Annotated in this window: 16 protein-coding genes and 3 pseudogenes; 2 read left to right on the top strand and 17 right to left on the bottom strand. The window is 54.0% G+C overall.

The features are described 5' to 3' along the window. From CPT76_RS37815 to arfA, 13 genes and pseudogenes are all read right to left on the bottom strand, one after another. A pseudogene (locus CPT76_RS37815) lies at positions 1-235 on the bottom strand (hypothetical protein); the annotation flags it as partial. Continuing rightward, the gene (locus CPT76_RS26080; RefSeq protein ID WP_105444979.1) at positions 235-1221 is read right to left on the bottom strand and encodes a Gfo/Idh/MocA family protein; all 987 of its coding nucleotides are present in this window, start codon (positions 1219-1221) and stop codon (positions 235-237) included. The gene CPT76_RS26080 and the pseudogene CPT76_RS37815, both read right to left, overlap by 1 nt. A gap of 65 nt (positions 1222-1286) precedes the next feature. Then, a complete protein-coding gene (locus CPT76_RS26075) occupies positions 1287-1868 on the bottom strand; it encodes an SLOG family protein (RefSeq protein ID WP_076173566.1) in 582 nt (193 codons plus the stop codon). 322 nt (positions 1869-2190) lie between these two features. Continuing rightward, positions 2191-2823, bottom strand: coding sequence for an HlyD family secretion protein (locus CPT76_RS26070; protein WP_076173565.1), 633 nt, complete (start codon positions 2821-2823; stop codon positions 2191-2193). Positions 2824-2865: 42 nt separating this feature from the next. Continuing rightward, complete coding sequence (locus CPT76_RS26065) at positions 2866-4503, bottom strand: MFS transporter (RefSeq protein WP_105444978.1); 1638 nt, start codon at positions 4501-4503, stop codon at positions 2866-2868. A gap of 158 nt (positions 4504-4661) precedes the next feature. Then, positions 4662-5090: a MarR family winged helix-turn-helix transcriptional regulator gene (locus tag CPT76_RS26060; protein ID WP_258168812.1), complete on the bottom strand. Its 429-nt coding sequence runs from the start codon at positions 5088-5090 to the stop codon at positions 4662-4664. A gap of 434 nt (positions 5091-5524) precedes the next feature. Next, entirely contained in the window at positions 5525-6487 is a 963-nt protein-coding gene (locus CPT76_RS26055) for a glycoside hydrolase family 43 protein (RefSeq protein ID WP_105444977.1), read from the bottom strand. A 137-nt stretch (positions 6488-6624) separates the two neighbouring features. After that, positions 6625-6885 (bottom strand): DUF6171 family protein, encoded by a 261-nt coding sequence (locus CPT76_RS26050; RefSeq protein ID WP_105444976.1) that lies wholly within the window; start codon positions 6883-6885, stop codon positions 6625-6627. Positions 6886-6945: 60 nt separating this feature from the next. After that, positions 6946-8430, bottom strand: coding sequence for an alpha-N-arabinofuranosidase (locus CPT76_RS26045; protein ID WP_105444975.1), 1485 nt, complete (start codon positions 8428-8430; stop codon positions 6946-6948). A gap of 53 nt (positions 8431-8483) precedes the next feature. Next, positions 8484-9329, bottom strand: a complete 846-nt coding sequence (locus CPT76_RS26040; protein WP_089548563.1) for a carbohydrate ABC transporter permease — start codon at positions 9327-9329, stop codon at positions 8484-8486. A gap of 51 nt (positions 9330-9380) precedes the next feature. Continuing rightward, a complete protein-coding gene (locus CPT76_RS26035) occupies positions 9381-10256 on the bottom strand; it encodes a carbohydrate ABC transporter permease (protein WP_105444974.1) in 876 nt (291 codons plus the stop codon). Positions 10257-10437: 181 nt separating this feature from the next. Further along, the gene (locus CPT76_RS26030) at positions 10438-11652 is read right to left on the bottom strand and encodes an extracellular solute-binding protein (protein WP_105445088.1); all 1215 of its coding nucleotides are present in this window, start codon (positions 11650-11652) and stop codon (positions 10438-10440) included. Between the two features lie 393 nt (positions 11653-12045). Next, positions 12046-13641, bottom strand: coding sequence for an arabinosylfuranosidase ArfA (gene arfA, locus CPT76_RS26025; protein WP_105444973.1), 1596 nt, complete (start codon positions 13639-13641; stop codon positions 12046-12048). A 302-nt stretch (positions 13642-13943) separates the two neighbouring features. Between arfA and CPT76_RS26020 the strand changes: the two genes are divergently transcribed. Together CPT76_RS26020 and greA are read left to right on the top strand one after the other, a co-directional pair. Further along, on the top strand, positions 13944-14861 hold the full coding sequence (locus tag CPT76_RS26020) for an ArsR/SmtB family transcription factor (RefSeq protein ID WP_076173556.1): 918 nt from the start codon (positions 13944-13946) through the stop codon (positions 14859-14861). Between the two features lie 103 nt (positions 14862-14964). Then, positions 14965-15438 (top strand): transcription elongation factor GreA, encoded by a 474-nt coding sequence (greA, locus tag CPT76_RS26015; protein ID WP_105444972.1) that lies wholly within the window; start codon positions 14965-14967, stop codon positions 15436-15438. Between the two features lie 227 nt (positions 15439-15665). On the opposite strand, the pseudogene CPT76_RS26010 reads toward greA, so the two are convergent. The 4 genes and pseudogenes from CPT76_RS26010 to araA form a co-directional block, all read right to left on the bottom strand. Then, positions 15666-17310: pseudogene (locus CPT76_RS26010) on the bottom strand (ribulokinase). Positions 17311-17355: 45 nt separating this feature from the next. Further along, positions 17356-18051, bottom strand: a complete 696-nt coding sequence (araD, locus tag CPT76_RS26005) for an L-ribulose-5-phosphate 4-epimerase (RefSeq protein ID WP_105444971.1) — start codon at positions 18049-18051, stop codon at positions 17356-17358. Positions 18052-18133: 82 nt separating this feature from the next. Then, positions 18134-19233 (bottom strand): annotated as a pseudogene (locus CPT76_RS26000) (substrate-binding domain-containing protein). 125 nt (positions 19234-19358) lie between these two features. Then, on the bottom strand, positions 19359-20849 hold the full coding sequence (araA, locus tag CPT76_RS25995) for an L-arabinose isomerase (RefSeq protein ID WP_105444970.1): 1491 nt from the start codon (positions 20847-20849) through the stop codon (positions 19359-19361). Positions 20850-20856 lie beyond the last annotated feature (7 nt).

Here is a 20856-nt window from a genome sequence, read left to right as displayed (position 1 = left end):
TCTGCTCCAGCAGCTCCGCGGCCAAATCGGCCAGCGAGGCGGCAAGGCCGATCTCCGCGGTCACCGCTTCGTTCCCACTTCGCACGAACCGAATGGCAAATTCTCTCGACATGACCGACATTTCCATCCGGTCGTCGCGGCCGGTGACGCGAACCACACCGTCCAGGTTGTCCAGGTCGTAGACCAGGTTCTCCACCGCCACCTTCAGGTTGTCGAAAATGCTCGGATCAAACATCACCATACGTCTGCCGCATATTTGAGACCGATCTGGCGTCTCGCATCCTCCATAATTTCCGCCACGATGAGGGAGCTCTCCAAAGAATTGATCTTGCTGTCGCGTTTGCCGCGTTCGATCAACCGGATAAACTCGTCCAGCTCGTAGTACATCGATTCATGGGTCTGCAGCTGCGTGAGGTCCTCGACCGTGCCGTCCCGGTACTGGATTTTTACTTCATAAGGCTGGTTGATCCGGTCGATGACCATCGTTCCGTTCTCTCCCTGAATTTCGGCGGGCAGGAAGGAGTCGGATATTTTCGAATACATGATAACCGCGTCCATTTCCGGATAGCGCAGCACCATACTGCCTTCCCCATCCACACCTGATGACAGCATGATGCCTGTCGCCTTTACGTATTCAGGCCGTCCAAAGAGAGAAACCATCGGATAGATGCAGTAAATGCCCAAATCCATGAGTGAACCGTTGGAAAACTCGGGTTTGAAGGCGTTGAGCACCGTCCCCTCCTTAAAGGCGTCATAGCGCGAGGAATATTGACAGTAGCTGGCAAAATACCGCCGGATCTGGCCGATTTTATACAGGTTGTCCTTCATGATTCTGAAGTTCGGCATCAGCGTGGACTTCATCGCTTCCATGAGCAGCACGTCATTGCTGCGGGCCGCCTCGATCATCCGCTTCAGTTCTAAGCTGTTTGAAGCCATCGGCTTCTCGCACAGCACATGCTTGCCGTGGTTCATGCACCGGATCGCCTGATCCGCGTGAAAAGAGTTCGGGCTGGCGATGTAGACCGCGTCCACAACCCCGTCCGACAGCATTGCCTCGAGATCCGTGAACACCCGAGGAGATCCGTGCTCCGCGGCAAAAGCCTCTCCCTTTTCCAGGGTTCGGGAATATACTGCGGCAAGCTGAAACTGGTCATTCTCCGCGGCAGCCTGCAGAAACCGCTCCGTAATCCAGTTGGTTCCGATTACCCCGAATCGTATCATCTTCTCGCTTCCTCTCCTAACTTGTCAGTTCTGTCTTTGTGAATACTCACGATGACTATATTGTCTCATTCCCCAAAGAAGCTGTCCACTTCGGAATCCATGTCATGGGCCGCCTCGCCCACCATGGACTGAATATCTTCAGAGCTGATGTTAATATACTCATAGCCCTCTTCCTGCTGCTTCTTCAGGGCTCTCTCCTTATAAAACTTGCCGGTGCCCTCGCCAGCATCCTCGTCATACACGAGCACGATGCCGTCCGTCTTCCGGAACAGCAGATCATCCCTGGCCGCAAACTGCCACGGGCCGCTGTAGGGCTGGTTGCTGACGACACCGTAATAGTCGATCTCTCTGAGGATTTGCCGGTAATACTCCTGCTTATCTTCCTTCCACTTCTCTTCCGGGCTGGCAAAGGCCGAAATGATCGAGCATTTGAGCTCTGGATACTGCTCTTTCAGCGCAATAGCCGCCTCGATGCCCCACAGGTCCACGCCGTACTGCCCCGGGGTGATGACCCACTCCAGTCCCTCTTCAAGGAGCGGAATCAGCTTGGCCGTGATCGCCTGCTTAATATACGGAATGCCCGGATGCTTCTGGCCGAAGATGTTCAGCTCATGCGCCCGGTATCCGGTGACCAGACAATTTTTCATACCATCAACACCTTAACTTAGTTGGAATGCCTCTTCCTCAACAGATGATCCGCGAGTAATTCATTCCTTCTATCATACCTTGTTTTGCCTTGCGGCTTCCACCGCAAATTCAGATTGTGCTCGGTGCCGCTCTTTCCAGCATGAAGATGATAGCCGCGAAATCAAGCCAACAGGGAGTGGTCCAGAACGCCGGAAGACAGCCAAAAGGGCACCCAACGCCAATTCCTCAATGGCGGGCAGGTACCCCTTCACAGAAGTATATATAAGTTGAACCAAGAAATACGATGCAAGCAAGGAAGTAAAATGATTCCCCTTATATAGATTATAAAGAAATTTTCACTTCGGCGTTCATGCCGGGAAGCACTTTATCCGAAGGCTGGTTGATCGAAATTTTGACCGGCACCTTCTGGGTGACCTTGGTGTAGCTGCCGGTTGAGCTTTGCTGCGGAAGCACCGAGAATACCGAGGTCGTTGCATAGCCGATTTCGTCGACCGTTCCGCTGAACGTTTTGCCCGAATCCCCATCCACGTTAATATCGACGCTTTGGCCGACCTTCAGGTCCTTCAGGTCCTTCTCCTTAATATTGGCGATGATGTACATATGATCCAAGTCAGCTTCCTGGGCGAGCACCTGTCCCGCCTGAACCAGCTCGTTCTTCCGCGCGTCGCTCTTGATGATTTTACCGTTCATCCGGGTGCTGACCGGTACGGCCTTCGTTCCGTCGGATACGGTGCCGACGACGTCCTTGTCAGTCACGTTCGATCCGGTCTTGACATGCCAGTCGGTCAGCACGCCGCTGTAAGTGGATACGACGGGCATCATGTCCGCGGACACGACCGCGTCGCTTGTTTTGATGTAGTTTTCATTTTGGTAATAAACATAGGCGCCGGCTGCGATCAGTATAAACACGACCAGCACGCCCACAACATTTCCGATGATTAAACGAATGTTCATCTTGCCTGTTCTCCTCCATATCGTTCTATTTCTGAATGTATCTTAAGAATGGGATTCCGCTGTTACTCTTTCCTTGGGACCCGGCAGGGCAAGCGGCTTTTTCGGCTTTTGCACAAGCGAAAAGCCTTTGCCTGTCACGATTTTTCCAATAGACGCCAGCAGTATAATGACAGCAAGAACCAGCATCATCGTAAACAAGTGATGGTATGCTCCTAGGATGGCCGCCCGCTTCGTATTAGCAATCAGCTCATAGGAAGCCGTGCTCTGCGCCTGGGCAGCCGTCATTCCCGATCCCATCAGCTTCCGGGTCATCTGTGCCAGCTCCAGCTTCGTTTCGGTATCAAATTCGCCCAGATGAGAGCGGATCTGCTCGTAATTCATGGTGTTCTGCCGGCTCAAATACCAGCCCAGCAGCGGAGACAGCACCGCGCCGACGATATTCCGCATCGTATGCAGCGTCGTGGAGCGCATGGAGGCTTTGTGAATATCCCCCGCGAGGGCCGTGCCGAGCGCTCCGCTGACCAGAGCCATACTGACGCCGCCGCCAAGGCAGGCAGCCTGGAAGTATAGCTTAGGCAGCGTTACGGTTGGCACCAGGTTTCGCCAGCTGAGGCAGACATAAATAATGGCCAGCGATCCGATAAAACCCAGGACGCCAGCGCCGAGCCGGTCGTACAGCAGGGTTTTCAAAATAGCCGTGATCAGAATGCCGACGAAGAACCACAGGAAAAAATGGGACAAATAACTTGGCGACAAGCTGACGTTATTTTTCAAAAAACCGGTGATCCCCGCAATCGCAAAGATGAGCACCGCATGGGACGCGATCGCCATGATCGTGCCCGAAATCGGCTTGGGCGCCTTCAGCGTACGGAAAGGAACGAGCGGCGTCTTGGCCCTGAGATCGACGATGACGAACAGAACCGCCAATATGACGGCAACGGCCAATAACGGCCACACCTCATACGAAGTAAACCCCTTTTGCATCAAATTGCACAGTGGAATCACCAGCGAAATCATGGTCAATACAAACAAAAACACTCCCGTTTTATCCAATGGCTCGTGCTCGCCGTGATGCTCCTCCGATCTCGGCAGGCCGTAATAGCCGACGGCAAGACATAGGATGGCGGAGGCGACGTTCAGCACATACAGCCAGCGCCAGGCGTCCAGGCTGAGGGAGACGGCTCCGAAATAGGCTCCGACGGCACTTGCCCCAAACAGGCCCGTGATGACCATAAACAGAAATGTATTGCGGATCTTGTTCGGAAATGAACGGAGGCTCACCGGCAAAATCGCCAGAAACAGCGTACCGGCGCTGAGGCCCTGAATCACCTTCCCGATCGTCAAGGCGGCCACATCGGTGGACACGGCGTTGATCAACGAGCCGCACAAAAAAATAAACACCATCGTCAGATAGTGCGCCTTGAGGCCGAATCTGCGGGCCAGCACCGGTCCAAATGGTACTCCGAGCGCGAAAGCCAAGTTCGACAGCGTGGACGGCAGCTGCAGATCATTCGAGCTCATATCCAGTCCGTTCTGAATGATCACCTGGTTGATGGTATAAGCCAGATTGCTGAAGTATTGGGGCCCGATCGCAAAAATCGTCAGCAGCGATATGATCAAATACTGCGGAACGGCCACCCTTTCTTTCTCCGACATCGGAGTGCTAATGAGTTGACTCATCCGGATTCCTCCTTTCGTCTTGTATATGATTACGTCCGTATGCAGAATAACTTGTAAATAGCAAGTTGTATTATACAACATATGCGGATCAGCTGGCAACGGGATTTTCGCAGGCAGTGAGAAAAAGCTATTGGATAAATCCACAGCTTTTTCCTGATCTACTTATGCCGTTGTTTCAAATCCCGGTTAAGCCGGGTCAGGCTGTCCTCCAAGTGCTGCAGCCCCTCACCGTTCCAATCCTTGAGGATGTCTGCGTAAGCATCATGTCTGGCTTTCTGGACTTTGTGGAGAATATCCAGCCCGCCGGGCGTAATCTCAATGAGGCTGATTCGGCCATTGTTCGTGTCCGGATACCGCTTGACGTAATCTTTGGATTCCAGCACCGCGATTTGCCTGCTGGCCGTGGACAGGTTCAGCAGCAGATGCTCTGCCAGCACATTGATCGCCAGCGGGCCCGCGTACTCCAGCTCGCTAAGCAGAAGATACTCCGACCGGTCCAGGTTCCCGAATCTGGGGCTGAGCGCCGTCGTCAGCCGGACCAGCAGGGCGATCTGGTACTCGATCATATCCAGTCGATCTTTGTTCAACTTCCTCCCCCTCTTCTCTCGCTAAACCGCTCTCATAAATATATCATACCACTGCGCAAAGGGACTTTGCATCCGGGGGGCCGGGTAAATAGAAAGAACGTCAATCGACGTACATTCATTATGAGTACCGGCAGCGGTTGTATAAGCTGAAAAATGGAAATGGATGATGGGGCAAGTACGTAAAATGTCCCTACGATCACTCTTGTTTTCAGATTTCTTGATTGGATTGAACCATTGCAAGATAGAAATCCGAAAGCCAAATGTGACCGCTTCGCTTCTTCGGAATCATTTTACTCCCTTGCAAGCATCGTTTTCGTTAGTTCAAACTATAAAACGGACGTTTTCCGCCCCATACGTCCTTTAACATTCATTTCAATTTAAAAAAGAGCCTGCAGCCAAGCTGCAGGCTCTAACAAATCTTGTTTCCCGACAAATTACCGTTCTCCATCCTTCACCGGAACCCCGAAATTCGGCGTCCCGTCCTCATTCCAGCCGAAGATCTGCATCCGCGTATGCCGATTTGGATCGTACAGCGGATCGCCGATAATTTCTTTATAATTCCGGGCATGATAAACGATGACGTCTTCCCCGTCCTCGGATACCGTGAAGCTGTTATGCCCCGGCCCATACTGCCCGTTCTCCTCGTTGGTGGCGAATACCGGTTCCGGCGACTTCACCCAGGAGGCCGGATCCAGCAGATCCGCCGATTCGTCGGTATACAGCAGTCCCATGCAGTAATTGTGGTCGGTGGCGCTGGCCGAATAGCTGATGAAGATGCGTCCGTTCCGCTTCAGTACGGCAGCCCCTTCGTTGACTTTAAAGCCGATCACTTCCCACGGATACTCCGGCGTCGAGATCATAACCTGTTTGCCCTGCAGCGTCCACGGATTGCTCATTTCCGAAATGTACAGATTTGAATTGCCCTCGATATCCGGGTCTTTCTGAGCCCATACATAGTACAGCACGCCGTTATGCTCAAAGGTGGTCGCGTCCAGCGCAAAGGACTCCCACTGGGTGCGGATCTTTCCCTTCTCCGTCCAGGTTCCTTCCAGCGGATTGGCCGAGTCGTTCTCCAGAACATACATCCGGTGGTCGAACAATCCGTCATTGGTCTCGGTCGTCCGCGCCGCCGCAAAGTAGATGTACCATTTTCCCTGAATAAAATGAATCTCCGGCGCCCAGATGTTCGCGCTGAGCGGTCCGGTCTCGTATTTACGCCATGCCACAACCGGTTCGGCTTCACCCAAACCCTGCAAGGTCTTGGAACGGCGGATTTCGACTCGGTCGTACTCCGGCACAGAAGCCGTGAAATAATAATAACCATCCGTATGCTTGTACACCCATGGATCGGCGCGCTGCTCCACGACCGGATTGTTGTAAGTTTCGTTTCTCTCCATATCAGGCTCTCCTTTATGTCTATGTCTTCATGCAAAATCAATTGTTCCATATAGATTGAACTAAAGTTTGCATTGAACTTCCTGTTATAACGCCCCATAAGGCGGCCTATAACATTCATTTCTTTAGTTCATTCTATCTAGCTCCATTTCGGGGCAAAAGGATAAGGACAAGCGGATTCCAGCAGCCGGGTCTTCACCTCAACGAGACAGCCGCAGTATTGGCAGGTCGTTCCGTATTGAAGCCCCGGACACTGTTCGCACTGCCCGATCCGCCGGCGGTATACCTCTTCGGATGCCGTCTCCCTGCCGCGGGTCGCGATCTCTACGAGCCGCTGCAGTTTTTCCGGCGATACCTGGACGCTCTCGCTGCACCCTTTGCAGCCTTCCTGACGATCCATGACAACTCACCCTCCCTATTTGCTGTAACTGTAATGGCGCTGCACGCAGCCAACCTTCGATTAATGAATTGCCAGCGTAACGACGGACATCGGCGGCAGCTTCACGCTCAAACGACCGCCTTCAACATTGGCGCCGTCAAACGCTTTTGGTGCCACGGCGTCCGGCTGCTCGAACGTATTGTGCGCGTTCATCCGGTCGGCCGTCAGAATCGTGCCGGAAGCCTGCACGCTTTCGGCAGCAAGGCCGCGAAGGTCCAGGCTGATTTCGGCTTCGCCGGCATGGTCGATGTTGACCAGGCTGACATGCACCGTGCCCTCGGCATCCTTGGAAGCCGACACAGTTACCTGCGGCAGTGCCTCCCCGCCCATTTCATAGCTTCCGACCGCAGACTCGACCGCCAGCACCTCGGCATCCTGATGGACCTTGAACATATCGAACACATGATACGTCGGCGTCAGGATCATCTTCTCACCTTCGGTCAAAATCATCGCCTGCAGGACGTTCACCGTCTGCGCGATGTTCGTCATCTGGACACGGTCCGCATGGTTGTGGAAAATGTTGAAATGCACGCCGGCCACCAGCGCATCGCGGATCGAGTTCTGCTGGTACAAAAATCCCGGATTTGTGCCAGGCTCCACGTCAAACCAGGTGCCCCACTCGTCGATGATCATGCCGACGCGCTTCTCCGGATCGTATTTGTCCATGATCGTGCTGTGCTTCGTGATCAGTTCGTCCATATGCAGCGCCTTCTTCATGGTGATAAACCATTCGCCTTCTTCAAAATCGAGCGCCGAGCCTTTACCCAGCCAGAAGTCGCCCGGAATCGTATAGTAGTGCAGGCTCAGACCGTCCATCAGCCAGCCGGCGTTTTTCATCAGCACTTCCGTCCAGTTATAATCGTCCACATTGGCGCCGCCGGCGATTTTGTAAATTTTGTTGTCGCCGTAATTGCGGACGTAAGTTTGGTAACGGCGGTACAGATCAGCGTAATATTCGGGACGCATGTTGCCTCCGCAGCCCCAGTTTTCGTTGCCGACGCCAAAATACTTCAGCTTCCACGGCTGCTCTCTGCCGTTCTCCTTACGCCAGTTGGCCATCGGCGATTCGCCGTCAAAGGTCATGTACTCGACCCACTCGGACATCTCCTGAACCGTACCGCTGCCGACGTTGCCGCAAATGTACGGCTCGCATTCCAGCAGCTCGCAGAGCAGCATAAATTCGTGGGTGCCGAAATGGTTATTTTCGACGACTCCGCCCCAGTGCGTATTGACCATCCGTTTACGGCCTTCCCTTGGACCGACGCCGTCCTTCCAGTGGTACTCATCGGCAAAGCACCCCCCCGGCCAGCGCAGAACCGGCACCTTGATATTCTTAAGGGCCGCCAGTACGTCGTTGCGGATCCCCTTCGTATTCGGAATCGGCGAATCCTCGCCGACCCAAATCCCTTCATAAATGCAGCGGCCCAGATGCTCCGCAAAATGGCCGTATATATTTTTATTGATTTCCCCTTTGGAAATATCCGTATTGACGATCACGTTATGCATAGCTGAATCCTCCCATAAGATGCTAAGTCTTTTATTTTGATAAAAACTTCCTATTATCCTTTAATGCCAGAGTTCAAATTGATCGACTGAATAAAATATTTCTGGGCGAACGCGAACAGGAGCAGCGTCGGAATGATCGCCAGCATCGCCGAGCCCATCAGCTGCCCGATCATGCGGTAGTTGCCGTAAATATCCTGAAGCAGCAGCAAGCCCGCTGTAATCGGCATTTTATCCACGTCCGTATATACGATAACCGGCCACAGGAAGTCGTTCCACGATCCGACGAAGGAAAACAGGCCGCACACGATCAGCACCGGCTTGATGAGCGGCAGGATGATCGAAAAATAAATCCGGAAATCCCCTGCGCCGTCCACGCGCGCCGATTCGTCCAGCTCGCCCGGAATACCTTTCATAAACTGCCGGACCAGAAAAATGTTGCCCATACCTGCGAGACCGGGGATGATCATGGCCCAAGAGGTGTTCACCCAGCCGAAGGCGTCGATGATTTTATAGGAAGGGATGATGTTGACGACGCCCGGAAAAAACGAAATGCCCAGCAGCGTGAAGAACAGCGTGTCTCTCCCTTTGAAGTTCATGCGGGAATACCCGTAACCCGTAAGAGAAATAATGACGATGACGAGCAGGGTGTGCGATACCGCGATAAAGACGGAATTGAACAGCCAGCGCAAAATCGGTGCCGTGGACGTATTCTCCAGAATGGCGACGTAATTCTCAAAAATCCATTCCTTCGGAAACAGCCGAAAGCCCGAGGACACGACCTCGGTCTGCGAACGGAAGGAAGTCGTAATTCCGAACACGACCGGAATCACCCAAATGACGCAAAGCACGATCAAGAACAGGTAAGCGATATATTTGGAGATACTTACTTTTTTGGACATTTTGATTAACCCTACCTCTCGTATCCTAAATCCAGCCTCTGCCTAAGCGGCCTACCTCGTATTTCGATTCATGACATAATATTGCAGCGTCGAAATGACCAGAATGACCAAACCGAGCAGTACGGCCATCGCCGACGCCATGCCGGCAATCGATTCCCCTTGGCCGAAGGCCAGCTGGCGGATGTACATCATCAGGACGTGCGTGCTCTGTCTCGGTCCCCCATCGGTCATCATTAACGGCTGGCCGAACACGTTGAACGCGCCTGCCGTCGTCATGACGAACGTATAGATCAGCGGGAAATGGATGGATGGCAGGGTAATGCTGAAAAATCTGCGCACGGATCCGGCTCCGTCGATCTCCGCCGCCTCGTACAGTTCCTTGGAGACGCCGGCAATGGACGCGCGGTAAATGATCATGTTGCCGCCGACGCCGCCCCATACCGTGATGACGAAAATAATAATCCACGCATAAGGCTGCGTCGCCGCCCAGGCCACCTGCGAATGGAATACGTTGCCGGTAATGCCCAGCTGTTTATTGAAAATAAGCAGCCAGATCAGAGCAGCCGCGGAAATGGAGATCAAGCCGGGAATATAGATGATCGACTGAATGACACCTTTTAGCTTGACCTGCTTGTGCTCGAGCGCGACGGCGACCAGCAGAGGAATGACGATGAGCAGCGGAACGCTGATCACGACGAACAGCAGTGTATTTTTCAGGCCGTTGAAAAATTGGGTGTGGAAGGTCGAGCTGCTGTCGAACAAAATCGTTTTATAGTTGGCCAGGCCGATCCATACCGGATCGTTCATCAGGTTCCACTGCGTAAACGAAGCATAGATCCCGTAAATCGTTGGGATCAGAATGAAGATAAGAAACAGAATCAGATGAGGGCCGACAAAGAAAAACGGTGCAAATGATTTCTTATTCATAGCCTTGTAATTTCTCCTTTTGGAGAAATAATGCGCCAGACGCTTTCGGTCCGGCACACTATTTCCTTCGTTCTGTATAGATTGAACTAAAGTTTTTTGCATGGAACCTCCTGTTAAAACGGCCCTCATACGGCCTATAACATTCATTTCTTTAGCTCATTCTATCTGCTTAGCAAAAGGCCTACTTGGTCGCCTGTTTACTGCCGCTCTCTGCGATCTTATCCTCGACGAACTTCTGCATCGTCTGCAGCGTTTCGTCCAAGTCCACATTGCCCCGGACGATATCGGCACAGTACGTATCCACGGCTTCGGCTACGTACGGATAGTATTCGTAAGTGTAGATGTACAGCGATTTGGTCTCCTGCTCATTCGAGGTGAAGAAGGACTGCATGAACTGCTTGTACTCCGGACTTTCGTTCACCTGCTTACTTGCGACGATTTGTCCGGCTTTCGCCCATTCCAGGGAGTGCTCGCGCACGAATTCCAGGAAGGCGCCGATTCCCGCTTCTTTCTCGTCCGAACGCTTGTCGTTCTTGAACATCGTGAACAAGTGGGAGGAAGCGCGGTTCGTAAACTTGTCCGCCGTCGGCGAGTACACGTTGGTTACGCCGAAATTCAATCCGTCAACCTTGGCGTGGGCCGTCGAGCTCCAAGTTCCGTCTGTCGAGAACAGCACTTTGCCGGACTGGAACATCAAGTAGCCGTCTTCGCCGAACGGTGTCATGAGGCCGGCGTCGGCGATCTTTTTCACATTTTCAAAAGCCTGCTTCATCACCGGCGTATTGACGGCCGGCTTGCCGTTTTCCTGGATGTCTCCGCCCAGGTCCTGAACCTGTGCTAGAATGACCCAGCCCAGCAGCGCATCGTTGACGACATATTCGTCCGAAGCCAGTTTGCCTTTCAGGGACAGCATTTCGTCGATGGTCACGACATTGTCGTCGAGAATGGATTCCGCGTTATACTTCTTCAGCAAATCTTTGTTGTAGTACATGACGTTGCTGTGAATGTCGAGCGGAACCGTATATTGGGTGCCGTCGATGTTGCCTGTGGACCAGGCTTGCGGCAGGTAATTCGCTTCCTTGATTTCCGGCTGCCCCTTGATCGCGCTTTCGATCGGTTCCAGCACGCCCTGCTTCGCGAAGCCGGGAACGCGGTCGGCATGGATAATGGCCAGATCCGGAACGCCTTTGCCCGAGTTCAGCACGGTCGAAAGCTTGGTGTACATATCGGAAGTGATGACGTGCTTCACTTTGATGTCGGGATTCGTCGCGTTATATTCTTTGACGATCTCATCCATATAAGCTCCGTCGTCGCCCGTCAGCGGCGTCCAGAACGTAATCGTCTTCTCGCTGCTGCTTCCGCATGCCGACAACAGCATGCTTGCCGCAAATATCATCAATAATGAAATAACAAAGCTCTTCTTCAAAACTTCCGCCCCCTAAATGGAATACTATATCTCGTATTTTTTATTGTTCAGCGTACTTCTTTTGATTTGAAAAACTTGAAAGCTTGCAATTTCACACGAACCCTTTTCACTTGTACGTACATGTTGATGTACATCAAGGCCATGTTGGATAGATGCCGCCATCGCTCCTGCGGGTCGTTTCGTTCCACAAAAAACATCTGCCGTTCCTCTTGGCACGATCTTTCCTTTGCCAAACGTCAAAGAGGAATCGGCAGATGCAGTCATGCGAGTCTATGATGTTATGGGTTGCGTCCAAGCCAATGGGTTATGAAGGCAGGTATGCCGGAACTCGCCTGCCAGCCGGGCAGCAAGGACCTGCCCTAATTAAGCTTTTTTCAGCCGGATCACGTTCCAGGATGCTTTGGACAGGCGGGTGCTCACAAACCCGTCCTTCAATGCCGCACTGCCGCGCGAATGCGGTTTAACGTTCTCTTCGGCCGCGGTATTGACCGCTTTCAAATCGTCGTTCTCCAGAACGATATGCTCAGCAATCTGGTAGCCTTCAAAGCCTCTGACGTCGCATTCCACGTCGAGCGCCTCCTCCAAATGGCGATTCAGCGCAAAGATGGTCAGCTCTTCTTCCTCTTCGTTATATACGACCGCCGTCTCCAAATAAGGCACATCGGTATAATCCTGGGCGTCGTATTTCGGCGAATCCACGATCGGTTGCAGGGATACCCCGCGTCCGTAACGTGAAGCGTGCAGGTATGGATAAAAAATCGTCTGCTTCCAGGAGCGCCCTCCGGTCTCGGTCATGATCGGTGCGATCACGTTGACCAGCTGCGCAAGGCAGGCCATCTTCACCCGGTCGGCATGCTTCAGGAAGGTGATGAGCATCCCGCCGACCAACAGCGCGTCTTCAAAGTTGTAGACATCCTCCAGCTGCGGCGGACCGACGGTCCAGGGATCGATCTTCGTATCCGCATCGTTTGAATGGTACCAGACGTTCCACTCGTCGAAGCTCAGGTACATCGTCTTCTTGCTCCGCTTCTTCGCCTTCACGTAGTCGCAGGTGGAAATGACGGTGCGGATAAAATGGTCCATGTCCATCGTCCGCGCCAGGAAGTTTGCCGAATCGCCGTCCCGGTTGCCGTAGTACTGGTGCAGGGATACGAAGTCCGCTACGTCATATGTATGATCCAGTGTAATGGCTTCCCATTCCGGGAATGTCGGCATTCCCGTGCTGGAGCTGCCGCATGATACCAGCTCGATATCGGGATCCACCAGCTTCATGGCCTTGCCGGTCTCATAAGCCAGGCGTCCGTACTCCTGCGGCGTCTTCTGGCCGATCTGCCAAGGACCGTCCATTTCGTTGCCGAGGCACCAGGTTTTGACCTTATGGGGCTGATCATAGCCGTGGCTGCGCCGCAGATCGCTCCAGTAGCTTCCGCTTGGATGGTTGCAGTACTCAAGCAGGTTCCTTGCCGCATCCACGCCCCGCGTTCCCAGGTTGACCGCCATCATGACCTCGGAGCCGATCTCCTTGGCCCATGCCATGAACTCGTTCGTCCCGACTTCGTTCGGCTCAATGGTGCGCCAGGCCAGCTCCAGCCTTCTTGGACGCGACTCGCGCGGACCGACGCCATCTTCCCAATTGTAGCCTGACACAAAATTACCCCCGGGATAACGGATAATGGGCACGCCCAGCTCCTGGACCAGCTGCTTTACGTCCTCCCGGAAACCGAGGCTGTCCGTCTCGGGATGGGACGGGTCATATATGCCGCCGTATACGGCGCGGCCTAAATGCTCAATAAACGAGCCGTAGATACGCTTATCCACTTCGGCGATCCGAAATGCCTTGTCCACGACCACCCTGGCCTTATTTGCTGCTGATGCCACTGATATCACCTTCCATTTTAGAAAATAATAAAATAATTTGAGATAAATTGAATGAATCCGTTTACAAGTATAAAATAACATAGATGAAGTATGCTGTAAATAAATAAATGTAAATCTATTTATATTTTTTTAAACCAAAATGAAATTTCTGTGTCCGTCGCTATGTATAAACTCTAATAAACCTTATAAAATCAAGGAAAATTCCAGTTTATTTTACTTTAAAAATACCTAAAGATTCCTCTGTGATTTGTAGAATATGCTATGACTATTTCGTATATATCTACAAAAAAGGAATGCATGCTTTCATTAACGATTTAGTTAGTTTATAATTATTTAAAATAAAAGAACACCACCTCTACAATCGGAAGAAGGTATTCAATTCCATGATCTATATTAAAAATCTGATGAGCGGGATCGATATTTTTAAGGCCCTCAGCTCGGAAATCCGGATCCAAATTCTCGAACTGCTCGCGAAAAACCAGGCGCTGAACCTGAACGACCTGGCCACCCGGCTGAACCTCAGCAACGGTGCGATTACGATGCACATCAAAAAGCTGGAGGAAAGCGGTCTGATTGAGATCAATACCAGCGTCGGCAAACACGGCATTCAGAAGATTTGTTACTTGAATAAGGACAAACTGATGGTCGACCTGCGCAGCAGGGACGTCGAAAACCTGTATGAAGTTGAAATTCAAGTCGGCCACTACAGCAACTATCAAGCGGTTCCTACCTGCGGTTTGGCCACCAAGGACAGCATCGTCGGCGACTTTGACGACCCGCGCTATTTTGCGGATCCGCAGCGGATCGACGCCGAGATCATTTGGCTGGCGGAAGGGTTTCTGGAATACCGGATTCCGAATTATTTAAAGCCGAACCAGACGTTCCGCGAAATCCAATTTTCCATGGAGCTCAGCTCGGAAGCTCCGGGATATAACGATAACTACCCGTCGGACATTTATTTTCACTTAAACGGGATCGAAATCGGATCCTGGACCAGTCCAGGGGACTTCGGGGATGCCCGCGGCACGTTTAACCCGGATTGGTGGCCGCCGCATCTGAACCAATACGGCATGCTGAAGCTGATCCGCATCAACAACGATGGCAGTTTCATCGACGGCTGCCGGATTTCCGACGTGACGCTGGACCAAATTCAGCTGGATTACAAGAGCGAGCTTACCTTCCGCCTCTCGGTTACCGAGCAGTCGGTCAACAAGCGCGGCCTGACCATCTATGGCAAAAATTTCGGCAACTACAGCCAGGATCTGCTCGCCCGCGTCCTGTATGATGTTAAGGAAGACTAATACTCGACTGATCTTGCCGTCTCTTCAATTTACGCGCTAACGCCGAATGTTTCGCATGAAATATGGATATCGTGTAAAATGTAATGAAGAGGAGTTGTGAACTATGTCCAATGACGAAATTATTTTGACCGCCGAAGGCCTTGCCCAACTGGAGGCTGAGCTTGAGGAATTGAAGACCGTCAAGCGCAAAGAGCTGGCCGCACGCATTAAGCTGGCGATCAGCTACGGCGACTTGAAGGAGAACAGCGAATATCACTCCGCCAAAGATGACCAAGCTTTTATGGAGACCCGCATTTTGCAGCTGGAGAAAATGCTGACCAAAGCCCGCATTGCCGATAAGGCAGACTCATCCGCTGTCAGTGTCGGCTCGTTCGTGAAGCTGCACGATATCGAGTTCAAGGAAGATCTCGAGTACCGCGTGGTTGGTCCGGCGGAAGCCGACGTCTACCAGAACAAAATCTCGTATGAAAGCCCGCTGGGCAAAGAGCTGATCGGTAAAACGGTCGGGGACGTAGTTACCGTCGATGCACCGATGGGGCTGATCAAATACGAGGTGCTGGAAATCCGTTCTTCTTAAAAGACGGCTGCAGTTACCTAATAGGCCATACGTCTAAACAAGGACCGTTCCTGAATACAGGACGGTCCTTTGTTTAGAGATCATAAAGTATAAGTTTCAGAGCCTTCGCTTCTGGATCTCGCAAGAAAGACTTCCGCTAAATGCGGTCTGTCTTCTGCGAAGATACGTCGGTAGACGTTTTTCTTATGAGATCAGAAAGAAAGTATAAGTTTATGTTTCGGAGCCTATTACCGGACGGGCTTCAGCTCCGCTTCCGTGGACAGCTTGATCTTCTTCAGCCGCTTCATCACATCATTCTCGCCGCGGCCAAAGTAATCGTGCAGCAGGTTGTATTCCTGATACAGCTTCTCGTATACTTCAACGTTCTCCGGAATCGGCTTGAACGTCTCCTCCTTAACGCGCGCCATTTGCTGCGCCGCAGTCACGACATCGTCGTAGCCGCCGGCTTCCTTGCCTGCAGCCACCGCGGCGAAAATCGCGGCGCCGAGCGCCGGCGTCTGCTTGGAATCCGCCACGAAAATTTCGCGTTTGGTCACGTCGGCGTAAATCTGCATCAGCAGGCGATTTTTCTGCGGCAGGCCGCCGCAGGCGTAGAGCGCATCCACATTGACACCGCTCTCCTGGAACGCATCGACGATTTTGCGGGTGCCGAAGGCGGTCGCTTCAAGCAGGGCACGGTATACTTCCTGCGGCTTCGTCAGCAGCGTCATGCCAAGAATCATCCCCGTCAGGTCGGTATCGACCAGAACGGAGCGGTTGCCGTTCCACCAGTCGAGCGCGAGCAGGGGTGAACACTCAGCCCTTCCTCGACGCAGCTTCCTTCACATAGGCAGGCAAGGACTCTTCCACGTACCACTCAAAAATATCCCCGACCGCCGACTGACCGGCTTCGTATCCGAAGAGCCCCGGAATAATGCCGTCCTCCACGACGCCGCACATGCCTTCGACTTCTTTTTCTTCCGTGCCGAGCACCATATGGCAGATCGACGTGCCCATCGCCATGACGAGCTTGCCCGGCGTCACGACGCCGACCGCCGGCACGGCCGCATGGGCGTCCACGTTGCCGGCCGCCACCGCGATGCCCGGCTTAAGGCCCATCATCTCCGCCATGGACGGCTGCAGTCCTCCGGCATTGCTTCCAAGCGGAATGACCTCGCCGCGCAGCTTCGTATCGGTCAGATGCTCCAGGCGCGGATCGAGCGCTTTGAAGTATTCCTTGGACGGATAGCCGTCACGCTTATGCCAAATAGCCTTATAGCCCGCCGTACAGCTGTTGCGGACGATGTTGCCCGTCATCTGCGAGATGACCCAGTCCGTCGCTTCCAAAAACATGTTCGTCTTCTCATAGATGTCCGGCGCCTCGTCCAGGATTTGCCAAATTTTGGCGATCATCCACTCGGACGAAATTTTGCCGCCGTACCGGGCCAGAAACGCCTCACCGCGCTCCTCAGCGATGCGGTTGATCTTGTCGGCTTCCGGCTGCGCCGCGTGGTGCTTCCACAGCTTCACCCAGCTGTGCGGCTGGTCCGCCAGCTCAGCCTGGAAGCACAGAGGCTCGCCTGCCTCGTCGACGGGCAGCATCGTACAGGCGGTAAAATCGATGCCGATACCGATGACATCCTCGGGATTGACGCCCGATTCACGAACGACGGCCGGCACGGAAGTTCTCAGCACCTCCAGGTAATCGTCCGGATGCTGCAGCGCCCAATCATACTCCAGCTTGATGCCCGATCCGGGCAGCCGCTCGTCGATGACATGGTGCGGATACGGCGTCACATGGTCGGCGATTTCATGGCCGTTCGACAAATCCACCAGTACAGCACGTCCGGACTGGGTCCCATAATCCACTCCGATGGTATACTTTTTCCCCATTTTGGATTCCTCCGCGTTTTCAAAATTTGTATGTGCTGTGCAATATCACTTCTGCCCGTAGTAGGCGTTAACTCCATGCTTTCGCAAAAAGTGGCGGTCCAGCAGGCTCTGGTCCATCGGCGGCGTCTCCGGGTTCAGCTGAAGCATCCGGGCCGTAATCTTGGCCACTTCCTCGAGCACCACCGCATTGTGCACCGCATTATGCGCATCCTTGCCCCAGACGAACGGGGCATGCGCATGCACGAGAATCCCCGGCACCTCCAGCGGGTCCAATCCCAGCTCGTGGAAACGTTCCACAATGACGTTGCCGGTCTCCAGCTCGTAAGCGCCTTCAATCTCCACCTTCGTCATCGGTCGGGTGACCGGAATCTCACCGTAGAAATAGTCGGCATGCGTCGTCCCGCAAGCAGGCAGCGCCCGCCCGGCCTGGGCCCAGCTCGTGCCCCACGGGGAGTGGGTATGCACCACGCCGCCGATTTCCGGGAAGGAGCGGTACAGCACCATATGCGTCGGCGTATCGGACGACGGGCGCAAATTCCCTTCAACCACCCGGCCTTCCAGATCAACAACGACCATGTCCTCCGCCTTCAATTCTTCGTAAGGCACCCCGCTCGGCTTGATGACGAACAGCCCGCTCTCGCGGTCGATGCCGCTGACATTTCCCCAGGTAAACGTGACGAGCCCGTGTTTGGGCAGGTCCAAATTCGCTTCCAGCACCTGCTGTTTCAGTGCTTCCAGCATTGCAGACACTTCCTCTCCCACTATAGTTGTACGTACAAGTTGTATGATGAAAGTCCGTATAACCGGACTTTCATCTGCCTTTTTACACGTTAACGTTCAGGTTTACAACCGAGTCCCGCTCCACCAGCTCGGGTTCGTACAAGGTATCTCCGGGAGCCAATCCCTCTTCGATGATCGCGATCAGCTGGCTGGCCGCATCCCGGCCCATGGCCGTCTTGGGATGAGTCAGCGTCGTCAGCTTCGTTCCGGAAGCCGAGGCCAGCATCGAGTCGTCGAAGCCGACGAACGACACGTCCTCCGGCACTCGGAGTCCGAGCTGCAGCGCGGCCCCCATCAGGCTGACCGCCAGCTCGTCGTTGTAGCAGACGAATGCGGTCGGGCGTTCCTCCGCCGCTCCGCTCAGCAGCTGCAGCGCCTGCCGGAACGGCAGGTCGTTCTTCTGCTCGGTCGTATATGTGACGACCCGCTTCGGAGCGACGGCGACGCCGCGCGCTTTGTGGGCGGCCAGAAAGCCCTTCAACCGGTTGACGCCCTGCAGGTCGTCCCGCTTGAAGAATCCGGCGATCCGGGTATGCCCGTTCGCCAGCAGATGGTCGGCTGCCTTGTAGCCGCCCAGCTCATCGTCGACCCGAAGCAGCGGGCACTCCAGCTCCCGGTACTTCTCGTTGATCATCAGGTAAGGAATGCCCTTCTCCTGCAGCTCCAAATAATAGCCAAGGTTCGGTTGCCCTCCGCACTCTTCGTCGGTTCGATGATCAGTCCGCTGAGCGGCTGGCTGGTCATCAGCTTCAGGCTCTCCATTTCCTTGTCCTTGTTATTGTCGGTGCTGGACAGCAGCAGCCGGTAGCCTTTGCTCCGCAGCTCAGCTTCCGCACCCCGTACGATATGCGGGAAGATGTAATCCGATATATAAGTCGTCATAATGCCGATCGTCTTGACCAGCTCGCTCTCGCGGCGTCCCGGAAACCGGGCGAAGGTGCCTTTGCCCTGGATCCGTTCAAGCCAGCCTTCCTTCTCCAGCTCGCTGAACGTCTGGCGCACCGTCTGGCGGCTCAGGCCGAACTGTTCGGCAATTTCATTTTCAGAAGGAACCTGCTGCCCGGGCTTCAGCTTGCCCGATTCAAACCAGGACAGCAGCTCGTTCTTCAGTAGAATATATTTGGGAATCCGTCTGTTATTCATCATTCACCTCAGCGGCATGCTCTGTATTTCGGCCTTGCGGGCTGGATCTGCCGATTCATCCCGGAAGGCTTCGTTCTCTTTGAGTATTGTAACACAAGGCCGGGTGAACACAGACATCGGTCCGGTTATCTCAAGCGGTAAGCCGCCTCGCTCCAGCGAAGCTCGTTCTTCAGGCGCTGCACGGACGTATCTTTATCGATGACCACGGCTTCGATGCCGGCCATTTCGGCGAAGTCCGTCAGGTTCTCAGCCGTCATGGCATAAGACAGCACCGTATGATGCGCGCCGCCGGCCAGGATCCAGGCTTCAGCCGATTCGCGGAGCGACGGCTGCGGCTTCCACAACACGCGGGCCACCGGAAGCTTCGGCATCGGCTTGTCGACCTTCACGCCGTCCACGACGTTCACCAGAAGGCGGAAGCGGTGTCCAAGGTCGACGAGGGAAGCGTTGACCGCCGGGCCGTCCTGGCCGTCGAACACGATGCGAGCCGGATCCTCTTTGCCGCCGATGCCGAGCGGATGCACTTCAATCGTCGGCTTCGTGGCCGCGATCGTCGGACATACCTCGAGCATGTGCGCTCCGAGAATCATATGGTTGCCCGGCTCGAAATGGTACGTGTAATCCTCCATGAACGAGGTGCTCTTGTTGTTTGCAAGAACCTTAAGGACGCGGGTCAGTGCAGCCGTCTTCCAGTCGCCTTCGCCCCCGAAGCCGTATCCGGATTCCATCAGCCGCTGCACGGCAAGACCCGGAAGCTGCCGGAGTCCGTGAAGGTCTTCGAACGTCGTCGTGAAGGCCCCGAATCCGCCTTCCTCCAGGAAGCGGCGCATGGCGATTTCGATCCGCGCTTGATAAGCGATGGCGTCGCGCACCGGACCGGCGGACAAGCCCGCCTGCGTAATGCTGTACTGTTCTGCATACTCTTTCAGGAGCGTCTCTACTTCGCTGTCCTGCACTTCGTTCAGCACCTGGACCAAATCACCGACGCCGTAGCCGTTGACCGACCAGCCGAACTGAATTTGCGCTTCAACCTTGTCGCCTTCCGTAACGGCTACTTCGCGCATGTTGTCGCCAAAGCGCGCTACCTTCAGGCTGCGGCTCTCCGCGAAGGCTGCCGCCGTGCGCATCCACCCGCCGATACTGCGGCGCACGTCTCCGTCTTCCCAGTGGCCGACGACCACCTTGCGGGCGATGCCCAGTCTGGCTCCGATATGACCGTACTCGCGGTCGCCATGGGCAGCCTGGTTAAGGTTCATAAAGTCCATGTCGATCGTTTCCCAAGGGATGTCGCGGTTAAACTGCGTATGCAGGTGAAGCAGCGGCTTCTGGAGCTGCGTCAGGCCGCGGATCCACATTTTCGCCGGAGAGAACGTATGCATCCACGTAATAATGCCGGCACAGGATTCGTCACTGTTCGCCTCAACGATCAGCTGGTAAATCTCGTCGGACGTCTTCACGATCGGTTTAAAAACGACCGGATACGGAATCGCAGCGGTATCCTGCCCGAGCTGCTCCGCGATGATCCGGGAATGATCGGCTACCTGTTCCAGCGTTTCGGGTCCGTATAAGTGCTGGCTGCCGGTTACAAACCAAAATGAATGCGGTTTCAATTTCATGATTATA

The sequence above is a fragment of the Paenibacillus sp. AR247 genome (assembly GCF_002968895.1).
Lineage (GTDB): Bacteria > Bacillota > Bacilli > Paenibacillales > Paenibacillaceae > Paenibacillus_AQ > Paenibacillus_AQ favisporus.
Note: the sequence above shows the minus strand (reverse complement) of the source record. Positions and strands in the feature narration are given on the sequence as shown.